Origin of the sequence: Cellulomonas sp. P24 (assembly GCF_024704385.1) — a bacterium.
GTDB lineage: Bacteria > Actinomycetota > Actinomycetes > Actinomycetales > Cellulomonadaceae > JAJDFX01.
In genome coordinates, this window is the sequence record NZ_JAJDFX010000002.1 from 3,242,560 (window position 1) to 3,259,058 (window position 16,499).

Here is a 16,499-nt window from a genome sequence, read left to right on the forward strand (position 1 = left end):
CATGCCCCAGAACTCGTCTTCCGGGGTCGCCGCCGACCCCACGCCCTCAGGCGCACCGGCTCCTCTCGTGACCCCGCGTCCCCGCAAGGTCCCCCGCGTGGTCGTCCTCGGTGGTGGTTCGGTCGGTCTGTACTCGGCCCGCCGGCTGCGTCGACGTCTCGGACGTCGCGAGGCGGCGATCGTCGTCGTCGACCCCCGCCCGTACATGACCTACGCACCCTTCCTGCCGGAGGCGGCCGCCGGGTCGATCGACCCGCGCAACGTCGTCGCCCCGCACCGTCGAGCCCTCAAGGGCGTCGACGTGCTGCAGGGCAAGGTCTCCGAGATCCGTCACGCCAGCCGCCAGGTCCAGATCGTCCCGGAGGAGGGCGAGGCGTACTGGATCACCTACGACCACCTGATCGTCGGTCTCGGGTCGGTCGCCAGGACCCTGCCGATCCCGGGCCTCGCCGAGCAGGGCATCGGCTTCAAGAACGTGGAGGAGGCCATCGCGGTCCGCAACCACGTCCTCAACCGGATCGACGTCGCGTCCTCGACGTGGGACCCCGAGCTGCGCCGGCGGATGCTGACGTTCGTGTTCGTCGGGGGTGGGTTCGCCGGTGTCGAGGCGCTCGCCGAGGTCGAGGACATGGCCCGGTCGGCGATGCGGTACTACGGCAGCCTCGGACGTGACGAGCTCCGGTTCGTGCTCGTCGAGGGGTCACCCCGGATCCTCCCGGAGGTGAGCGCCGAGCTCGGGGGGTACACGCTCGACGAGCTCCGCAAGCGCGACATCGAGATCCACCTCTCGACGTTCCTCACCTCGTGCGTGGACGGCCACGTGGTGCTCTCCAACGGCGTCGAGTTCGACTCGGAGACGATCGTCTGGACCGCCGGCGTCAAGGCCAACCCAGTCCTGCAGAACTCGGACCTCCCGCTCGACAAGCTCGGTCGGGTGACCTGCCTGGCGACCCTCCAGATCGTCCGCGAGGACGGCACGATCGTTCCCGACGCGTGGGCCGCCGGTGACTGCGCGGCCGTGCCTGATCTCTACCACCCGGGAACGTTCTGCCCCCCGAACGCCCAGCACGCCATCCGGGAGGCGAACCACCTCGGCGACAACCTGGCGCGGATCCTGCGCAGCGCAGAGCCGACCGAGTACAAGCACAAGAACGTCGGTGCGGTGGCGTCGCTCGGCATGTACAAGGGTGTGGCGCAGATGTTCGGCCGCATCAAGGTCCGCGGGCCCCTCGCCTGGGTGCTGCACCGTACGTACCACGTGTTCGCCATGCCGACCTGGAACCGGAAGGTGCGGATCATGGCGGGGTGGACCTGGGCCCTGCTGCTGCGACGTGAGGTGGTCTCGCTCGGGTCGCTCCACGACCCGCGTGCCGCGTTCCGCAACGCCGCCGTGCCGAGCACGCCGCAGTCGTCCGTCGGCACGCGCACGACGTGACGGACCGCTGGGCAGGGGTGGCGCCCGGCGGTGACGCGGTGATCGGGCTCAGTGCCGGTGCGCGTAGGCGTCGAGGTCGCCGTTGAGGCGCTGCAGCAGCGAGGCGAGCGTTGCGCGATCTGCAGGGGTCCAGTCAGCGAGGACATCGGCGTAGACCGCGCTCCGCACCTCGCGGGTGGCAGCAAGCTCGGCGATGCCGCGGGGGGTCGCGACGACGAGCGTGCCGCGGCCGTCGGCGGGGTCGCGCCGCCGCTCGACGAGCGATGCCGACTCCATCGCGACGACCTGCCGGGTGACGGTCGACGCGTCGAGCCGCAGCACCTCGGCGATCGTGCTGATGTTCGCGACCTGCTGCTGCTCGAGAACCGACAGCACCAGGTAGGCGGATCGCTCGAGCGTCGGCTCCAGCGCGGGTGTCCGTCGGCTGCGGTCCGCGAGGCGCAAGAGCATCGCCATCTCGCGTTCGATCGCCCCGGTCGTCTCGTCCATCGTCAGTGCTCCTCACCCGGCGGTGTCTGCTCCATGCACGCTACTGCCTGGGTGGCTGTGCCCGTATCCGTATGGCACCACTGGACGCGCAGAAACAGCCCGGTGCGGTGCGGGTCGGCGGATCCTGCTGTCGTGGTCGCGCCCGAGGGCGAAGAGCGGCATGATCGCGGGGTGCGTGCGCGGCGGCTCCGGGCGCGCGTGCCCTCGTAGCCCAACTGGCAGAGGCAGCCGGCTTAAACCCGGCACAGTGCGGGTTCGAGCCCCGCCGAGGGCACCCGGGGTGGTTGGATCGGGCCATGAGCGATCAGCGCCCCGCGATGCCGCCGGTGACCGACGAGCAGATCATCCGCACGTTCACGTTCATCACGATCGGGTTCTGCGGTGGGCTCGTGATGGTCCTGGGTCTCGGCGTGCTCGTCCTCGTCCCCGGCGGCGTGGTGCGCGCCCCTGGCCTGCTGCTCGGCGCCGTCCTCGGGCTGGTGTCGTGGTTCGGGTCGCAGTGGGCCACGAGCCGTGCGCCGTCCCGGTCCGTCCGTTCCCCGAGCCTGCGCTCCGGGAGTCCGGCCGGGACTCTCGCGTTCCGCGGCATCGTGGTGGCGGAGGTCCCGGCGCTCATCGCGCTGATCGTCGCGATCGCCGACGGCGCGGATGTCGGCTCGGTCGTGGTCGCGATCCCGGTCGCGATCGTGGCGATCATCGTCAACGCATCCGGTCCGGGCGCCATGCGTCGGCACCTGGACCTTGTGAGCGACTGAGGGCCAGCCCCTCCTCGGCGGCATCGCGGGCAACAAGGGGCCGAGACCACGGTCGGGGACCCGCCCGCGGCGCTCTCGTCGCGAGCGCGTCGGCAGACCTGGGCCGGGCGTGCTCCGCTGGTCGGCCCCACGGGTGGGCGCCGTGCGCCGAGGTCAGACGCCCGCGCCCGGTGCGTCGTCGACCAGGCGCGTCAGCATCTCGCCGAACGCTGTCCGTTCCGTCGCCGACAGGCGACCGAACGATGCCTGCAGGACGTTCTCGATCGCTGTCGTGCCGGCGGCGAGGACCTGCTCGCCCTCGGGCGTGAGCTCGGGACGGATCGCCCGTCCCGGTCCGGACCCGCGCCGGATCAGTCCGCGTGCCTCGAGCCGCGTCGCGAGCGTGCCGAACGCCTGGTCGGTCTGGAAGGTCAGGACCGCGAGGTCGTGCAGTGAGGCGCCCGGGTGTGCGTGGAGGTGGCGCAGCGCGTCCCACTGCACGATCGAGACGCCGAGGGGCTTGAGCGCCTCGTTGCCGGCGCGGTGGTGCTTGACCTGCAGGCGCTTCACCGCCTGCCCGAGCTGCTGGGGCGTCATCGTCACGTGCCGATCCTAGGACACGGTGACAAGATGGTTATATAAGCATGTTGATATACAATCGGCGACGTCCCGACCGTCGGCCCGGCGCCGACGGCGACCACCCGAAGGAGCGCGCCATGAGCACCGAGTCCGTCCTCGCCATCACCACCTCGCTCGGCGAGATCCCGGTCACCGTCAGCGCGCGCGGACGCGGGGCCCCGGTGCTGCTCCTGCACGGTGGGGCGGGTCCGGCTTCGGTCGCGCCCTTCGCCGACCTACTCGCCGAGCGCACCGGTGCCCGGGTGATCCTCCCGACCCATCCGGGATTCGGCGGCACGCCGCGCCCGGCGACGCTCGCGACGGTCGGAGCTCTCGCCGAGCTCTACCTCGGCCTGCTCGAGGCGCTCGACCTCCAGGGGGTGACCGTGGTCGGCAACTCCCTCGGCGGATGGATCGCGGCCGAGATCGCCCTGCGGCACCCCCCTCGCGTCCGCGGCCTCGCGCTGGTCGACGCGGTCGGCATCGACGCGCCGGGCCACGAGGTCGCCGACATCTTCGCACTCACCCCCGCGCAGATCGCCGAGCGTAGCTACGCCGACCCGTCGACGGCCGTCATCCCTGATGTGGCGGCGCTGCCGCCGGCCGCGCGGCAGATCGCACTCGGCAATCGCGAGTCGCTCAGGGTCTACGGCGGGGGCATGACCGATCCCGACCTGCGGGAGCGGCTCGGTCTGATCGATGTGCCCACGCTCGTGCTGTGGGGTGAGGCGGACCGGATCGCCGATGTCGACTACGGGCGCGCCTTCGCCGCCGCGATCCCCGGGGCGCGGTTCGTCCTGCTCGCGCACACCGGGCACGTGCCGCAGATCGAGACGCCTGGGGCGCTGCTGGACGCGCTTCGCGGGTTCGTCGGGTGAGCCGGCTCGTCCGATGAGCCGGCTCGTCCGACGAGCGGGCTTGTCCGGTGACTCGTGGCGGGTGTGCCGCGCACATGGCGCGCGGTGACGCGGGTCGAGCGCGGGGGCGTGCCCCGTCGCTCGACCCGGTCACCCTCGGCCGTCAGCCGATCAACGACTCGAGGCGCGCGTAGGACGTCTCCATCCCGTCGGTCATGCCGGTCGCGAGCACGGTGTCGCGGACGTCGGCATCCGGGTAGGTGATGAGCAGGGAGAGCAACGTGCCGTCCTCGACCGCCGTGAAGGTGAGCTCGTCGGTGGTCGAGGGGCCGTCGGTACCGATCATGACCCCGGTGGTCACGCTGCGGTGCGGGGGCCGGGACTCCAGGACGGTCCCGGTGAAGCCGAAGCGACCGCTGCCGTCGACCTGCTCCCACTCGTAGCGGTACGTCTCGCCCACCTCGGCTCCGATCTCGCACACCGGCATGGTCCAGCCCTCGGGGCCGAGCAGCCACCGGCGCATCAGTGCGGGCTCGTGGTGGGCGCGCCAGACGTCGTCGACACTGCCGCGGATGATCCGGCTGATGCGCACCTGCGTGTCGCTGAGGAGCTGCGTCGCGGTGCCGATACCGGCGGCGAACGACGCGAGATCGGCCAGGACGGCGTCGATCTGCCCCATGGCCTCGCTCATGCCCTGCTCCATGCCCATGCCGAGCAGCGTCTCGAGCTCCTCGACCGACGCGAAGAACGTCGTCGTGGTCACCCGGGACCCGTGAGGTGTCGCCTCGAAGGTGAAGACCATGCGCATCGCGGGCATCTGCTCGTTCGGGCTGCCGTCCGGGTTCGCGAACCCGTCGCGCACCTCGAAGCCGGCGAGCTCGTCGACCGACAACCACTCCCAGAAGCCGCGCGCCACGTCGCCGTCCGGTCCTGTCATCGCGTACTCGCTGCGACCGCCGACGTACCCGTCGTGCCGCGTGAACACGGCGGGATAGGTGGGCGGTCCCCAGAACCGCTCGAGCAGCCGTGGGTCGAGGTAGGCGTCCCAGAGTCGGCGTAGCGGGGCGTCGAAGTCGGCGACCACGGTCATCGTGAGGGCGTCGGCATCCTTGGTGACGGAGGTGATGGGCATCGGGTGCTCCTCGGGGTCTCGGTCCGGCGGTGAGGGTTCAGTCGCCTTCGGCGAGCACGGCGTCCAGTCGGTCGATCCGTGCTCTCCAGATCTGTTCGTAGGAGTCCAGCAGCGCCTGGGCGCGCCGGATGGCGTCGGGGTTGCCGCGGACGATCCGCTCGCGGCCGTGCGAGCGCTTGACCACCAGCCCCGCCCCCTCCAGCACGGCCACGTGCTTCTGGACCGCGGCGAAGGACATGTCGTACGACGCGGCGAGCTCGGAGATCGAGGCCTCGCCCGCCAGGGTCCGTCGCACGATGTCACGCCGCGTGGCGTCGGCCAGGGCTCGGAAGACCCGGTCGACCTCGGCATCGCTCAACTCGCTACGTACAACCATTTGGTTGCATATTCGCACCCGACGGGGCGTGCGTCAACCCCTCAGCAGGCGCGTTCCCTGCCATGACAACGCGTACCAGCCCGCCACGGGATCGCCGTCGAGGACGACGATGCCGGTGTTCACGAGCGCGTTCGAGGCCGCGAAGCCGGCGTCGAGGTTGTGGGCACGCGCGGCCGACCACGTCCGGATCATCGCGCCGTGGCTGACGACCACCGCCACCTCGGCGCCCGAGGCGGCCACCTCGGACACGACCGCGTCGAACCGGCCCAGCACCTCGACGCCGTCCTCGGCGCCGGGCATCCGCCGGGACACGTCGCCGTCGGCCCACGCGAGGGTCGTGCGAACGTAGGTCGTCACCGCCTCGTCGTCGGTCCGACCCTCGAGGTCGCCGGCGAAGATCTCACGCAGGCCGTCGCGGATCGTCACCGGGAGACCGCGATGACGCGCCAGCGGGGCAGCCGTCAGCTGGGCACGCGTCTGCGTCGACGCGTAGAGCACGTCGACCCGCTCGGCGGCGAGCTGGTCCGGGATCGCCGCCGCCTGCGCCTCGCCGAGGGGGGTGAGCAGCGGACCGGGGACGGCCGAGTCGAGACGGTTCTCGACGTTCGACGCCGTCTGGCCGTGGCGGATCAGCAGCAGACGCATGTGAGGGCCTCCGGGGGACGAGGAGCGTGGTGGCGACCGGGCAGGTTCAGGACGGGCAGGTTCAGGACGGGCGGACCAGGCCGGTCTCGTAGGCGAGCACGACGGCCTGCACGCGGTCACGGAGACCGAGCTTGGCGAGGATCCGACCCACGTGCGTCTTGACCGTCGCCTCGGCCAGGACGAACCTCTCGGCGATCTCGGCGTTCGAGAGCCCGTCGGCGAGCGCGCCGAGCACCTCGACCTCCCGCGCGGTGAGGCCGTGCAGGCGGGGGTCGAGCCCGTCCGAGCGGTCGGCCGCACCGGGACGCGGCAGGTGCTCGGAGAACATCTCGAGCATCCGTCGGGTCACGCGGGGCGACACGACGGCGTCGCCACTCGCGACCGCGCGGATCGCCCCGATGAGGTCCGCCGGTCGGGCGTCCTTGAGCAGGAACCCGCTCGCGCCGACACGGAGCGCCGCGAACGCGTACTCGTCGAGGTCGAACGTCGTGAGGATCATGACGCGCGTGGACGGCCACGACGCGACGATCCGCTCGGTTGCATCGATGCCGTTCATCCCGGGCATCCGCACGTCCATCAGGACGACGTCAGGTCGCAGCGCCGCCGCCATGTCGACGGCGGTCGCGCCGTCTGCGGCCTCGCCGACGACGTCCAGGTCGTCCTCGGCCTCGAGCACCAGACGGAACCCCATGCGCAGCAGGGCCTGGTCGTCGACGAGCAGCACCCGGATCGTGCCTGGGCGGGGAAGGGTCTCGGTGTCGGTCATCGGTCGGTCATGACTCCTGCCATCGCAGCTCGGCGTGCACACGCCATCCTCGTCGGTACGGCCCTGCCTCGATGTGCCCGCCGTACACGGCTGCGCGCTCGCGCATCCCGATCACACCACGACCGCTCCCGATCGGCAGCGGGGGACGGTTGATCCCACCGTCGTCCGTGACGTCCACCGTGACCTGGTCGGGGCCGCGCGCGATCCGGACCTCGACGTGACCGGCTCCCGGCGCGTACCGCAACGTGTTGGTGAGCGACTCCTGGACGATCCGGTAGACCGCGAGCTGCAGGCCCGCATCGGGCGGTAGCGGGCCACCCGAGGTCACGGTCTCGACCGGCAGGCCGGCGATGCGGAAGCCGTCGACCAGGGCCACGAGGTCCGGGCCGCCCGGCTGCGGATCGAGCGGTGCGGACTCCTCGGTCAGCACACCCAGCACGCGCCTCATGTCCGCGAGAGCGGTGCGACCGGTCGCCGAGACCTCGTCCAGGGCATGACGTGAGCGTTCCGGGTCCCGGGTGAGGGCGGCTGCGGCGCCGTCCGCCAACGCGACCATGACGGTGAGCGAGTGGGCGACGACGTCGTGCATCTCCCGGGCGATGCGAGCGCGTTCGGCGGCGACGGCGAGCCGTGCCTGCTGGTCGCGTTCCCGGGCGAGCTGGTTGCCCCGGTCGACGAGGTCGGCCACGTGCGCGCGGCGGTTGTGGACGCTGATGCCGATCGAGATCGCGATGAGGACGAGAAGCACGAGTGCGGTGATCGACGCGACCCGGAGCTCAGCGACCGACTCCCGGGGCGTGCTGCCCCCGGTCCACACGCTCGCCGTCGCGCCCTGCTGCGTCGGGCGCTCCCACAGGAGGACGGCTCCCGACATGACCGCGACGGACGCGACGGCGGTCACCCAGGCATCCCGAGGGGCCCGGGACGCGGCGACGGCGTAGACCACGAGCGCGACCCCGAGGTCGAAGCCGCTCATGGTGCCCGCCACCGCCGTCTGGCCGACGCTCAGCACGGTCATGCCGACGGCGACGGGCAACGGCAGCCGACGCCTCCACAGCAGGACGCCGGTCCCGGCGACGGCGAAGACCACCAGGGCGTCTCGCCGGGTCCCGGACTCGGTCAGGACCGCGTCGAGGACCGCAGGTGCGCCGAACCACAGCATCACGACGACGTCCATCACGACCGGACGACGCAGGAAGAATCGCCGGATCGGTCCGAGCCGCCGGGTGCTGAGCTCGGTGAACGGTCCCACCGACGGTCCACCGGTGACGTGCGGGGGCCGCGGGTCGGTGACGTCCCGACCCGCGGCCCCGGTCATGTCGGGCACGAGGTCCATGACCGACAGTCTGACGCGGTTCTCAGGCGTCGCGGCGGCGGAGCATCACCGCGGCGAGCGTGAGGATCGCCACGACGTAGCCCGCCAGGAGGCCGAGACCGGCCCACGGCTCCAGCGGCGTCGGGCCCGTGCCTGCCGGCGACTGGCTGGTCGCGGTGGACGTCGACATGATCCGTTCGCCGGCGTTGGTCGGCAGGTAGGGGCTCAGGTCACGCACCCACGACACCCAGTTGCCGATCACCAGCACGAGGATCGGGAGCAGCAGGGTCACGCCGAGCACGGTCGCGATGGCCGCGGCGGAGTGCCGGAGCACCGCACCGAGCGCGAAGCCGAGCAGAGCGATGGCCACCAGGTACAGCACGCAGCCGAGCAGGACCCGCTGCGTCGTGCTGTCGCCGAAGTCGACGGCCAGCCCGTGCGACGACAGCATCGGCTGGGTCACCAGGTAGGAGAGGCCGACGCCGACTGCGCTCACGACCGCGGTCGCGACGGAGAGCACGAGCGCCTTTGCCGCGAGCGCCGGCAGCCGGCGGGGGACCGCCGCGAGCGTGGATCGGATCATGCCGGTCGAGTACTCGCCGGAGATCGTCAGGACACCGAGGACGGCGAGCGTCATCTGGGCGAAGTAGTACCCCAAGGTCACGATCCCCGACCCGGCCATCCCGGTGTCGGCGGCGCTCATGTGCTGGCTGTCCATCGCGCTCGTCATGCCGAACGCCACCAGGAGGCTCAGCCCGACCATGACGACGAGCGTGATCGAGAGCGTCCAGACGGTCGAGCGCACCGTGCGGAACTTGATCCACTCCGAGGCGACCACGCCACCGAAGCTGAGGTGGGGGCCGTGCGAGGGGGCCTCGACCGCTCCTGCGTGGGTACCGGGGGACTGGGTCGTCGTGCTCATCGGTTCGCTCCTTCCGGCTCGGCGGCTGTGTGGGCACCCTCGTGGTCCGGGTGGATCCCGCTGGTCGTCGAGTGGTACTCGACCTCGTCCTTCGTCAGTGCCATGTACGCGTCCTCGAGAGAGCTCACGACCGGGGTCAGCTCGTGGAGCACGAGCTGGGCGCGTGCCGCTGTCTCGCCGATCAGCACGGCAGTGCTCCCGGTGATCTCCACGAGGCCGGGCTCGGTCGAGCTCACGGTCACGCCGGGCCCCTGGAGGAGCTCCACGAGCTGGGTCGCCTGGGGGCTGCGGACCCGCACCGTCGTGCCGGACGCCTGGGCGACGACCTCCGACACCGGGGCGTCCGCGATCAGCTTGCCGCGCCCGACCACGATCAGGTGGTCCGCGGTCACGGCCATCTCGCTCATGAGGTGCGAGGAGAGGAACACGGTCCGGCCCTCGGACGCGAGGTAGCGGACGAGGTTGCGTACCCAGAGGACGCCCTCGGGGTCGAGACCGTTGACCGGCTCGTCGAGGATCAGGGTCTTCGGATCGCCGAGCAGGGCCGATGCGATGCCGAGCCGCTGGCCCATCCCGAGGGAGAACCCGCCGACGCGCTTCTTGGCCACGGACTGCAGGCCGGTCATCTCGATGACCTCGTCGACGCGCGACACCGGGATGTGGTGGGTCGCGGCCATCGCGCGCAGGTGGTGGTACGCGCTGCGTCCGGTGTGGACGGCCTTGGCGTCGAGCAGGATCCCGACCTCGCGCAACGGGGAGTGGTGCTGCGCGTAGGGGCGACCGTTGACCTTGACGGACCCGTGCGTGGGGTGGTCCAGGCCGACGATCAGCCGCATCGTCGTCGACTTCCCTGCGCCGTTCGGCCCGAGGAACCCGGTGACCTTCCCCGGGTGCACGGTGAACGTCACGTCGTCCACCGCCGTCTTCGGTCCGTACCTCTTGGTCAGGCCGTGTACCTCGATCATCCTGTCCTCCAGCTCGTCGACACGCGTGCACAGACGAACCTACGGAGCGGCGCGCTCGCGCGGGACCGTTCCGAGGTTGATCTTCGGGACTGCTGTGCGTACGCCATGAGGACTACGCGATCCGTCCCCGGACGGGAACGTCCGGGGCCCGCGGCACGTTGCGTACAGTGAGAACAGGCCAGCGACAGTGCCCCGAGACGGTCGGTGCACCGAATCCGTGCAACGGGTTCACGACAGCCGCGACCAGGAGGAATCGATGAGCAACCCGGTCTTCGACAACAGCGCCATCTTCGGTGACCCGCGCAAGAAGCCCCGCGGTCGTGCCGCGCAGGGGACCGTGGCGACCGCCGGCTCGTACGGGACCGCGACGGCCGGGTACGACGCAGCGGCGCTGAACCAGATGTACGCCGCCCCGTCGGCGACGACCGCGGACACCGGGCGCCTCACCTACGACGACGTCATCATGAAGACCGCCGGCCTGCTGGCCGTGCTGGTCCTCACGGGTGCGGCCACCTGGCTCCTCGCGCCGGGGCTGTGGATGGTCGGCGCGGTCGTCGGCCTCGTGCTCGGGCTGGTCAACGCGTTCAAGAAGAGCCCCAGCCCGGCGCTGATCCTGCTGTACGCGGCCGCCGAGGGCGTGTTCCTCGGAGGCATCAGCGCGTTCTTCGAGACCAGCTACAGGGGAATCGTCGGGCAGGCCGTGCTGGCCACCCTCGCGGTGTTCGGGACCAGCCTCGTGCTGTTCCGCTCCGGCAAGGTCCGGGTGACCCCGAAGTTCACCAAGGTCCTGATGCTCTCGATGGTCGGCTACCTCGTGTTCTCGTTCCTCAACGTCGGCCTCATGCTGTTCGGCGTCGGCGGCGGCGCCTACGGCCCGTTGCGCAGCGGGCCGGCGGGGATCGTCGTCGGGCTCGTCGCCGTCGGGCTCGCGGCGATGTCGCTGGTCGTCGACTTCGACTCGATCCAGCGTGGTGTCCGCCAGGGGGTCCCCGCCAAGTTCGCCTGGTCGGCGGCGTTCGGGCTCGTCGTGACGCTGGTGTGGCTCTACCTCGAGCTGCTGCGGCTGCTGGCGATCCTGCGGAACTGATCGCCCGCCGCCGGTCGGCCACGGGAGCGCCGGTGTCCTTCGGGGCGCCGGCGCTCCGTCGTTCCCGGAGGTGGGCGACCCGGTCCAGGAGGGTGCAGGCGCGGTCCAGGAGGGTGCAGGCGCGGTGGTGACGTGCGGCGCGCCCGGCTGACAACCTCGTCCGCGGTCGGTGCCGGGGCAGGTCGGGCCGGTTGTCGCGCCAAGGCTCCACGGTGGCAGACTGTCCGCGCCGATCGACGACGACCGGAGCAGATCCGAGGAGAGTACGCATGCCTGTCAACGACCTGAGCCGCTCCGAGCTGGTCGCCTATCGACCGGAGCTGGACGAGCCGGCCGACTTCGACGCGTTCTGGACGAGCACCCTCGATGAGGCGAGGTCCTTCGATCTCGGGCTCGAGCTGACTCCTGTCGACGCCGCGATGACCATGGTCGAGCTCTACGACGTCACGTTCGCCGGATGGGGCGGCCACCCGATCAAGGGCTGGCTCGCACGCCCCGCCGGGGTCACCGGACCGCTCCCCGCGATCGTCGAGTACATCGGCTACGGCGGCGGGCGTGGCCTCGCCCACGAGCGGACCGGTTGGGCCGCTGCGGGCTACGTGCACCTGTACATGGATACGCGGGGTCAGGGCAGTGGCTGGGGCGACGGTGGCGACACCCCGGACCCGGTCGGGAGCAGCCCCTCGATGCCGGGCTTCATGACTCGAGGAATCCTCGACCCCCACGACCACTACTACCGGCGGGTGTTCACCGATGCGGTGCGGGCCGTCGACGCCGTCCGGGCGGTCCCGGGTGTGGACCCGACGCGGGTCACGGTGACCGGTGGCAGCCAGGGGGGCGGCATCACGCTCGCCGTGGCGGGACTCGTGCCCGATCTCGCGGCGGCGATGCCCGACGTGCCGTTCCTGTGCCACTACCGGCGTGCCACCGAGATCACCGGCAGCAACCCGTACGGCGAGATCACCGCATACCTCGCGGTGCACCGTGACCACGTCGAGCAGGCGTTCCGGACCTTCTCGTACCTGGACGGCGTGCACTTCGCCCGTCGTGCGACGGCGCCGACCCTGTTCTCGGTGGCGCTGATGGACCCGATCTGCCCGCCGTCGACGGTGTATGCGGCGTTCAACCGCTACGGCGAGCTCGGCGGCGACCCGGAGAAGACGATCGAGGTCTACGAGTTCAACGAGCACGAGGGCGGTCAGGGGCACCAGCGAGGCCGTCAGCTGCGCTGGCTGCGGGACCTCCTCCAGCGGTAGGGCGGCCGGGTCCGCGTCGTCGGGGACCGGAGCCGTCGGGCCACGGTCGCCGACGATGCAGTGCTACGGCGTGCTACGGCGTGGTGAGGGAACGGACCAGCGCGTCGACGAGGAACCGGAAGCTCTGGTCGACGTCGTCGGGCAGGCCGAACCCGCCGTCGAGCTCGAGCGCCACGAAGCCGTGCAGTGCCGCACGCACGGAGCGCACGGCATCGATCAGGTGCTCGGGCGCGACGTCGAACAGTCGCAGGATCTCGGCGACCGCCGTGACGCTGCGGGCAGCGGCATGCTGGACCTCGACGGCGTCGGGGTCGCGGGCCCACGACGACCCCTGCGACGCGTCGTAGCGCCCCGGGCTGCGCCGGGCGAAGGAGCGGATGGCCGTGGCGGCGGCACGGAGCTCCATGGCCCCGGCGGGGGTCCCGGGGGAGGCGGTGGCGACAGCCTCCTCGATCACGTCGGCCAGCTCGCGGACACTGGCGAGCGCGACCGCCCGTCGGAGCTCGGGCAGCCCCCCGATGTGCTTGTACAGGCTGGGGACGGCGACACCGGCGCGCGCGGCGACCGCAGCGAGCGTGAGGTCCGCGAAGCCGCGTGGACCCGCGTCGTCGACCACGGCGAGCGCGAGGTCGACCACCGCCTGGCGGTTGAGCCCGGCCCTAGCCACGAGGCGTGACCGTCCACCGGTCGGTCGTGCGCGGAAGGCCGGCGAGGAACTCCGTCGTCGCCGGGACGACCACGTCGGGCCGCTGCAGCTGGGGGTAGTGGCCGACCTCCGGGAGCAGCACGGGCGTGGCACCGAGGGTGTCGGCGATCCACTCGAGCTCGGCCGCGGGGTCCCGGAAGTCCGGGTCGAGGGCGCCGACGAACGCGAGCGACGGGGCGGTCACAGCGGTCAGGCGCGGTTCCACCACGCTGTGGTCGAGCTGGAGCGCGAGCGTGCGGAACGAGCGCAGCCGGCCGGGCTCGCGGAGGTTCGCGCGGATCGCGTCGGCGTGCTCGCCGAGCCCTGCCGGTTGCGTGCCTCGGTGCAGGCTGCGGTAGTAGCGCGCCCAGAATGCCGCGCCCCAGGGTCGGGCGAAGGCAACCCGGCAGAGCAGGTGGTAGAGGGCGCGGGCGGTCGAGCTCGTGCTGGGTTCGCGGAGCAGGGGGGCGAGCAGGACGAGGCCGGCGACCAGGTCCGGTCGCTCGGCGGCGGCCCACGCGGCAGCAGCGGCGCCCATCGAGTTGCCGACCAGGACGGCGGGTCCGCCGAGGTGCTCGACGAGGGCGAGGAGGTCCTGCCCGGTGGCGACGTCGCCGTGCGTCGTGAACGAGGTGTCGGAGTCCCCGTGCCCGCGGAGGTCGGCGACGACCACGCGGTAACCGGCGGCGAGAAGCGGGTCGGTGAGCTCGCGGTAGGTCGACCGGAGGTCGCCCATGCCGGGGGTGGCGACGACGAGCGGGCCGCTGCCCTGGTCCGTGTAGGCGATCCGGCCCTCGGGTCGGGACAGGAGGTGCACGTCGGCTGCGGTGGTGTCGTGGTGTCGTGTGGTCATGACCCCGAAGCTAATGGCATTAGCCATTGACGTCAAGGGTCGGCGCCGGGCGACGCCGCGTAGGGTGGTGCACCGCGGAACCCCGCCCCGAACTCCTGAGGAGATGCCCATGACCGTCCAGCTTCCCGAGGCCTCCGGCTCCTTCGGCGACAAGCCCGTCCTGACATTCCCCGACTCGGCGGCCCCCGCCGAGCTGGAGGTCGTCGTGCTCAGCCAGGGCGATGGCGCGATCGTCGAGGCCGGCGACGACCTCAAGGTGCACTACCTCGGGCAGACCTGGGGTGGCCGGATCTTCGACAACTCGTACGACCGCGGCGCGTCGATCAGCTTCCCGATCGGCATCGGCGCGGTGATCAGCGGCTGGGACGTCGGCCTGGTCGGCAAGCAGGTCGGCTCGCGCGTGCTGCTCTCGATCCCGCCCCACCTGGGCTACGGCGACCGCGGCATGCCGCAGGCAGGCATCAAGGGCACCGACACGCTCGTCTTCGTGGTGGACATCGTCGGCACCAACTGACCCCCGAACGCGTCAAGTGGAGCGATGTGCGAGCGACACGCTTGCGTGTCGCCGCACATCGCTCCACTTGACGGAGGGGGAGGGGTCAGGCGGCGGGGGTGCGCTCGCGGGTGCGGGTGCGCCGGTTCCGCTCCTCCGGGGGTTCGGTCGCCTCGGCGGTCACGGCCGCCGGGAGGGCGAGCGTTGCGGCGAGGCCGATCACCAGCACCCCTGCCGCGATACCCGTCGTGATCTTGCTCGCGTGCACGAGGGCCGCCTCGGCCGGAGCCACGGCGGCAGCCGTCTCCGGCCTGGCACGAAGCGACGGGATCGCCGCGCCGACGGTCTGGTGGACCATGCTGACGACCTGCTGCTGCGTCGCAGGTGACAGGTCGGTCGCCGCGAGTCGCTGGGACGTCTGACTCGTGACGTTCGCGATGAGCAGGCCGCCCAGCACCGCGACGCCGAGTGCCGAGCCGAGCTGACGGATCGTCGTCTGGAACCCTGAGGCCTGGCCGCTCTGGCTGACCGGGACGTCGACCAGGATCACGCTCGTCAGCTGCGCGGTCGCCATGCCGACGCCGAGCCCGTACAGGAAGAGCCAGGCTGCGATCACGACGCCGGAGACGCTCGTCGACAGGGTCAGCGCGAGCCCGCCGATCGCGACCGCCTCGAGGGCGAGCCCGAGTCGGACCACCGATCTCTGGCCGATGCGTGCGGTCAGCTGCGGGGTCGCACCCGAGATGAGGAACGTGCCGACCGCGAGCCAGAGGACGAGTGCTCCGGTCCCCAGAGCCGAGTAGCCCAGTGCGCCCTGCAGGAGCAGCGGCAGCGTGAAGAGCAGCCCGAACTCGCCGAGCGCGACGATCAGCGCCGCGATGATGCCGAACCGGAACGAGCGGATCCCGAGCAGCCTGAGGTCGACCAAGGTGATCCGACCTGCCTCGACCCGGCGGCGCTCGACGGCGACGAACATGCTGACGAACGCGAGCCCCAGGACGCCGACCACCGGCACCGGAGACAGGCCCCCGGAGCTCTGCGTCCACCAGCCGAGGTACTGGCCCTGGATGAGGGCGAACACGATCCCGCCGACGCCGAGGGTCGAGAGGAGCACCCCGGGCACGTCGGACCCCCGCTGCAGCGTGGTGTCCCGGGTCTCGTCGATGTACCGCGCGATGCCCAGCAGGGCGAGCAGCCCGAACGGGATGTTGAGCCAGAAGGCCCACCGCCAGCTCACGTCGGTCGCGAGCCAGCCGCCGACGAGCGGGCCGACGGCGGCCATCCCGCCGATCGTCGATCCCCAGATCGCGAAGGCGATGCCGCGCTCGCGGCCGGTGAACATCGCGTTGAGGGTCGAGAGCGTGCTCGGGAGGACCATCGCCGCGCCGAGACCCTGGATCACCCGGGCGCCGATCAGCATGGCCGGTCCGGTGGCCCCGCCGGCGAACAGGCTCGCCGCCATGAACAGCACGAGACCAGCGGCGAAGAGCTTCTTGCGCCCGTAGAGGTCCCCGAACCGTCCGACGGTCAGCATCAGCGAGGCGAACACCAGGGAGTACACCGCGTTCATCCACTGAGCCCCGGAGGCGTTCAGGCCGATGTCCTCGATCACGACAGGGAGGGCCACGTTGACGATCGTCGCGTCCATGATGACGAGCGAGACGCCGAGCGCGAGCGTGAGCATCGCGAGCCAGCGGCGACTGCCGCCGACCGTCGTCGTGGGTTCCGGGGGTGGGGTGGTCGTCACGGGTCTCTCTTCTCGCTCGCAGGCGGCGGGGTTCGCAGGCATCTCACCGCGCAATTTTTCTCGACACCAGAGACGGTAACATCCTGACAGTGGTGTCGGGAACTGGCCGAGTCCAGGTTCGTGC

Annotated in this window: 18 protein-coding genes and 1 tRNA gene; 7 read left to right on the forward strand and 12 right to left on the reverse strand. The window is 71.5% G+C overall.

Annotated elements, in window-relative coordinates:
* The first annotated feature begins 1 nt into the window (after position 1).
* Positions 2 to 1,435 carry an NAD(P)/FAD-dependent oxidoreductase gene (locus LJB74_RS15225; protein WP_259309338.1) on the forward strand — a complete coding sequence of 478 codons (1,434 nt, stop codon included), beginning with the start codon at positions 2 to 4 and terminating at the stop codon, positions 1,433 to 1,435.
* Positions 1,436 to 1,483: 48 nt separating this feature from the next.
* On the opposite strand, the gene LJB74_RS15230 is transcribed toward LJB74_RS15225, so the two are convergent.
* On the reverse strand, positions 1,484 to 1,924 hold the full coding sequence (locus tag LJB74_RS15230) for a MarR family winged helix-turn-helix transcriptional regulator (protein ID WP_259309339.1): 441 nt from the start codon (positions 1,922 to 1,924) through the stop codon (positions 1,484 to 1,486).
* A 200-nt stretch (positions 1,925 to 2,124) separates the two neighbouring features.
* On the opposite strand from LJB74_RS15230, the gene LJB74_RS15235 reads away from it, so the two are divergent.
* Positions 2,125 to 2,198, forward strand: a tRNA-Leu gene (locus LJB74_RS15235).
* A gap of 22 nt (positions 2,199 to 2,220) precedes the next feature.
* Positions 2,221 to 2,679, forward strand: a complete 459-nt coding sequence (locus tag LJB74_RS15240; RefSeq protein WP_259309340.1) for a hypothetical protein — start codon at positions 2,221 to 2,223, stop codon at positions 2,677 to 2,679.
* A gap of 153 nt (positions 2,680 to 2,832) precedes the next feature.
* On the opposite strand, the gene LJB74_RS15245 is transcribed toward LJB74_RS15240, so the two are convergent.
* Positions 2,833 to 3,255, reverse strand: a complete 423-nt coding sequence (locus LJB74_RS15245; RefSeq protein WP_259310376.1) for a MarR family winged helix-turn-helix transcriptional regulator — start codon at positions 3,253 to 3,255, stop codon at positions 2,833 to 2,835.
* Between the two features lie 119 nt (positions 3,256 to 3,374).
* Between LJB74_RS15245 and LJB74_RS15250 the strand changes: the two genes are divergently transcribed.
* On the forward strand, positions 3,375 to 4,154 hold the full coding sequence (locus LJB74_RS15250; protein ID WP_259309341.1) for an alpha/beta fold hydrolase: 780 nt from the start codon (positions 3,375 to 3,377) through the stop codon (positions 4,152 to 4,154).
* A gap of 142 nt (positions 4,155 to 4,296) precedes the next feature.
* On the opposite strand, the gene LJB74_RS15255 is transcribed toward LJB74_RS15250, so the two are convergent.
* From LJB74_RS15255 to LJB74_RS15285, 7 genes are all read right to left on the reverse strand, one after another.
* Complete coding sequence (locus tag LJB74_RS15255; RefSeq protein WP_259309342.1) at positions 4,297 to 5,265, reverse strand: SRPBCC family protein; 969 nt, start codon at positions 5,263 to 5,265, stop codon at positions 4,297 to 4,299.
* A gap of 37 nt (positions 5,266 to 5,302) precedes the next feature.
* Positions 5,303 to 5,641, reverse strand: coding sequence for a metalloregulator ArsR/SmtB family transcription factor (locus tag LJB74_RS15260; protein ID WP_259309343.1), 339 nt, complete (start codon positions 5,639 to 5,641; stop codon positions 5,303 to 5,305).
* A gap of 33 nt (positions 5,642 to 5,674) precedes the next feature.
* A complete protein-coding gene (locus tag LJB74_RS15265) occupies positions 5,675 to 6,286 on the reverse strand; it encodes a histidine phosphatase family protein (protein WP_259309344.1) in 612 nt (203 codons plus the stop codon).
* A 61-nt stretch (positions 6,287 to 6,347) separates the two neighbouring features.
* The gene (locus LJB74_RS15270; RefSeq protein ID WP_259309345.1) at positions 6,348 to 7,052 is read right to left on the reverse strand and encodes a response regulator transcription factor; all 705 of its coding nucleotides are present in this window, start codon (positions 7,050 to 7,052) and stop codon (positions 6,348 to 6,350) included.
* Between the two features lie 7 nt (positions 7,053 to 7,059).
* The gene (locus tag LJB74_RS15275) at positions 7,060 to 8,388 is read right to left on the reverse strand and encodes a sensor histidine kinase (RefSeq protein WP_259309346.1); all 1,329 of its coding nucleotides are present in this window, start codon (positions 8,386 to 8,388) and stop codon (positions 7,060 to 7,062) included.
* A 22-nt stretch (positions 8,389 to 8,410) separates the two neighbouring features.
* Positions 8,411 to 9,289: an ABC transporter permease gene (locus tag LJB74_RS15280; RefSeq protein WP_259309347.1), complete on the reverse strand. Its 879-nt coding sequence runs from the start codon at positions 9,287 to 9,289 to the stop codon at positions 8,411 to 8,413.
* Entirely contained in the window at positions 9,286 to 10,254 is a 969-nt protein-coding gene (locus LJB74_RS15285; RefSeq protein ID WP_259309348.1) for an ABC transporter ATP-binding protein, read from the reverse strand. The genes LJB74_RS15280 and LJB74_RS15285 overlap by 4 nt, the downstream gene beginning before the upstream one ends.
* 256 nt (positions 10,255 to 10,510) lie before the next feature.
* Between LJB74_RS15285 and LJB74_RS15290 the strand changes: the two genes are divergently transcribed.
* Complete coding sequence (locus LJB74_RS15290; protein WP_259309349.1) at positions 10,511 to 11,341, forward strand: Bax inhibitor-1/YccA family protein; 831 nt, start codon at positions 10,511 to 10,513, stop codon at positions 11,339 to 11,341.
* A 269-nt stretch (positions 11,342 to 11,610) separates the two neighbouring features.
* Positions 11,611 to 12,597 (forward strand): acetylxylan esterase, encoded by a 987-nt coding sequence (locus LJB74_RS15295; protein WP_259309350.1) that lies wholly within the window; start codon positions 11,611 to 11,613, stop codon positions 12,595 to 12,597.
* 73 nt (positions 12,598 to 12,670) lie between these two features.
* On the opposite strand, the gene LJB74_RS15300 is transcribed toward LJB74_RS15295, so the two are convergent.
* Positions 12,671 to 13,264 (reverse strand): TetR-like C-terminal domain-containing protein, encoded by a 594-nt coding sequence (locus LJB74_RS15300; protein ID WP_259309351.1) that lies wholly within the window; start codon positions 13,262 to 13,264, stop codon positions 12,671 to 12,673.
* On the reverse strand, positions 13,257 to 14,135 hold the full coding sequence (locus tag LJB74_RS15305; RefSeq protein ID WP_259309352.1) for an alpha/beta fold hydrolase: 879 nt from the start codon (positions 14,133 to 14,135) through the stop codon (positions 13,257 to 13,259). The genes LJB74_RS15300 and LJB74_RS15305 overlap by 8 nt, the downstream gene beginning before the upstream one ends.
* 109 nt (positions 14,136 to 14,244) lie before the next feature.
* On the opposite strand from LJB74_RS15305, the gene LJB74_RS15310 reads away from it, so the two are divergent.
* Positions 14,245 to 14,649, forward strand: coding sequence for an FKBP-type peptidyl-prolyl cis-trans isomerase (locus LJB74_RS15310; protein WP_259309353.1), 405 nt, complete (start codon positions 14,245 to 14,247; stop codon positions 14,647 to 14,649).
* An 85-nt stretch (positions 14,650 to 14,734) separates the two neighbouring features.
* On the opposite strand, the gene LJB74_RS15315 is transcribed toward LJB74_RS15310, so the two are convergent.
* A complete protein-coding gene (locus tag LJB74_RS15315) occupies positions 14,735 to 16,375 on the reverse strand; it encodes an MFS transporter (RefSeq protein ID WP_259309354.1) in 1,641 nt (546 codons plus the stop codon).
* Positions 16,376 to 16,499 lie beyond the last annotated feature (124 nt).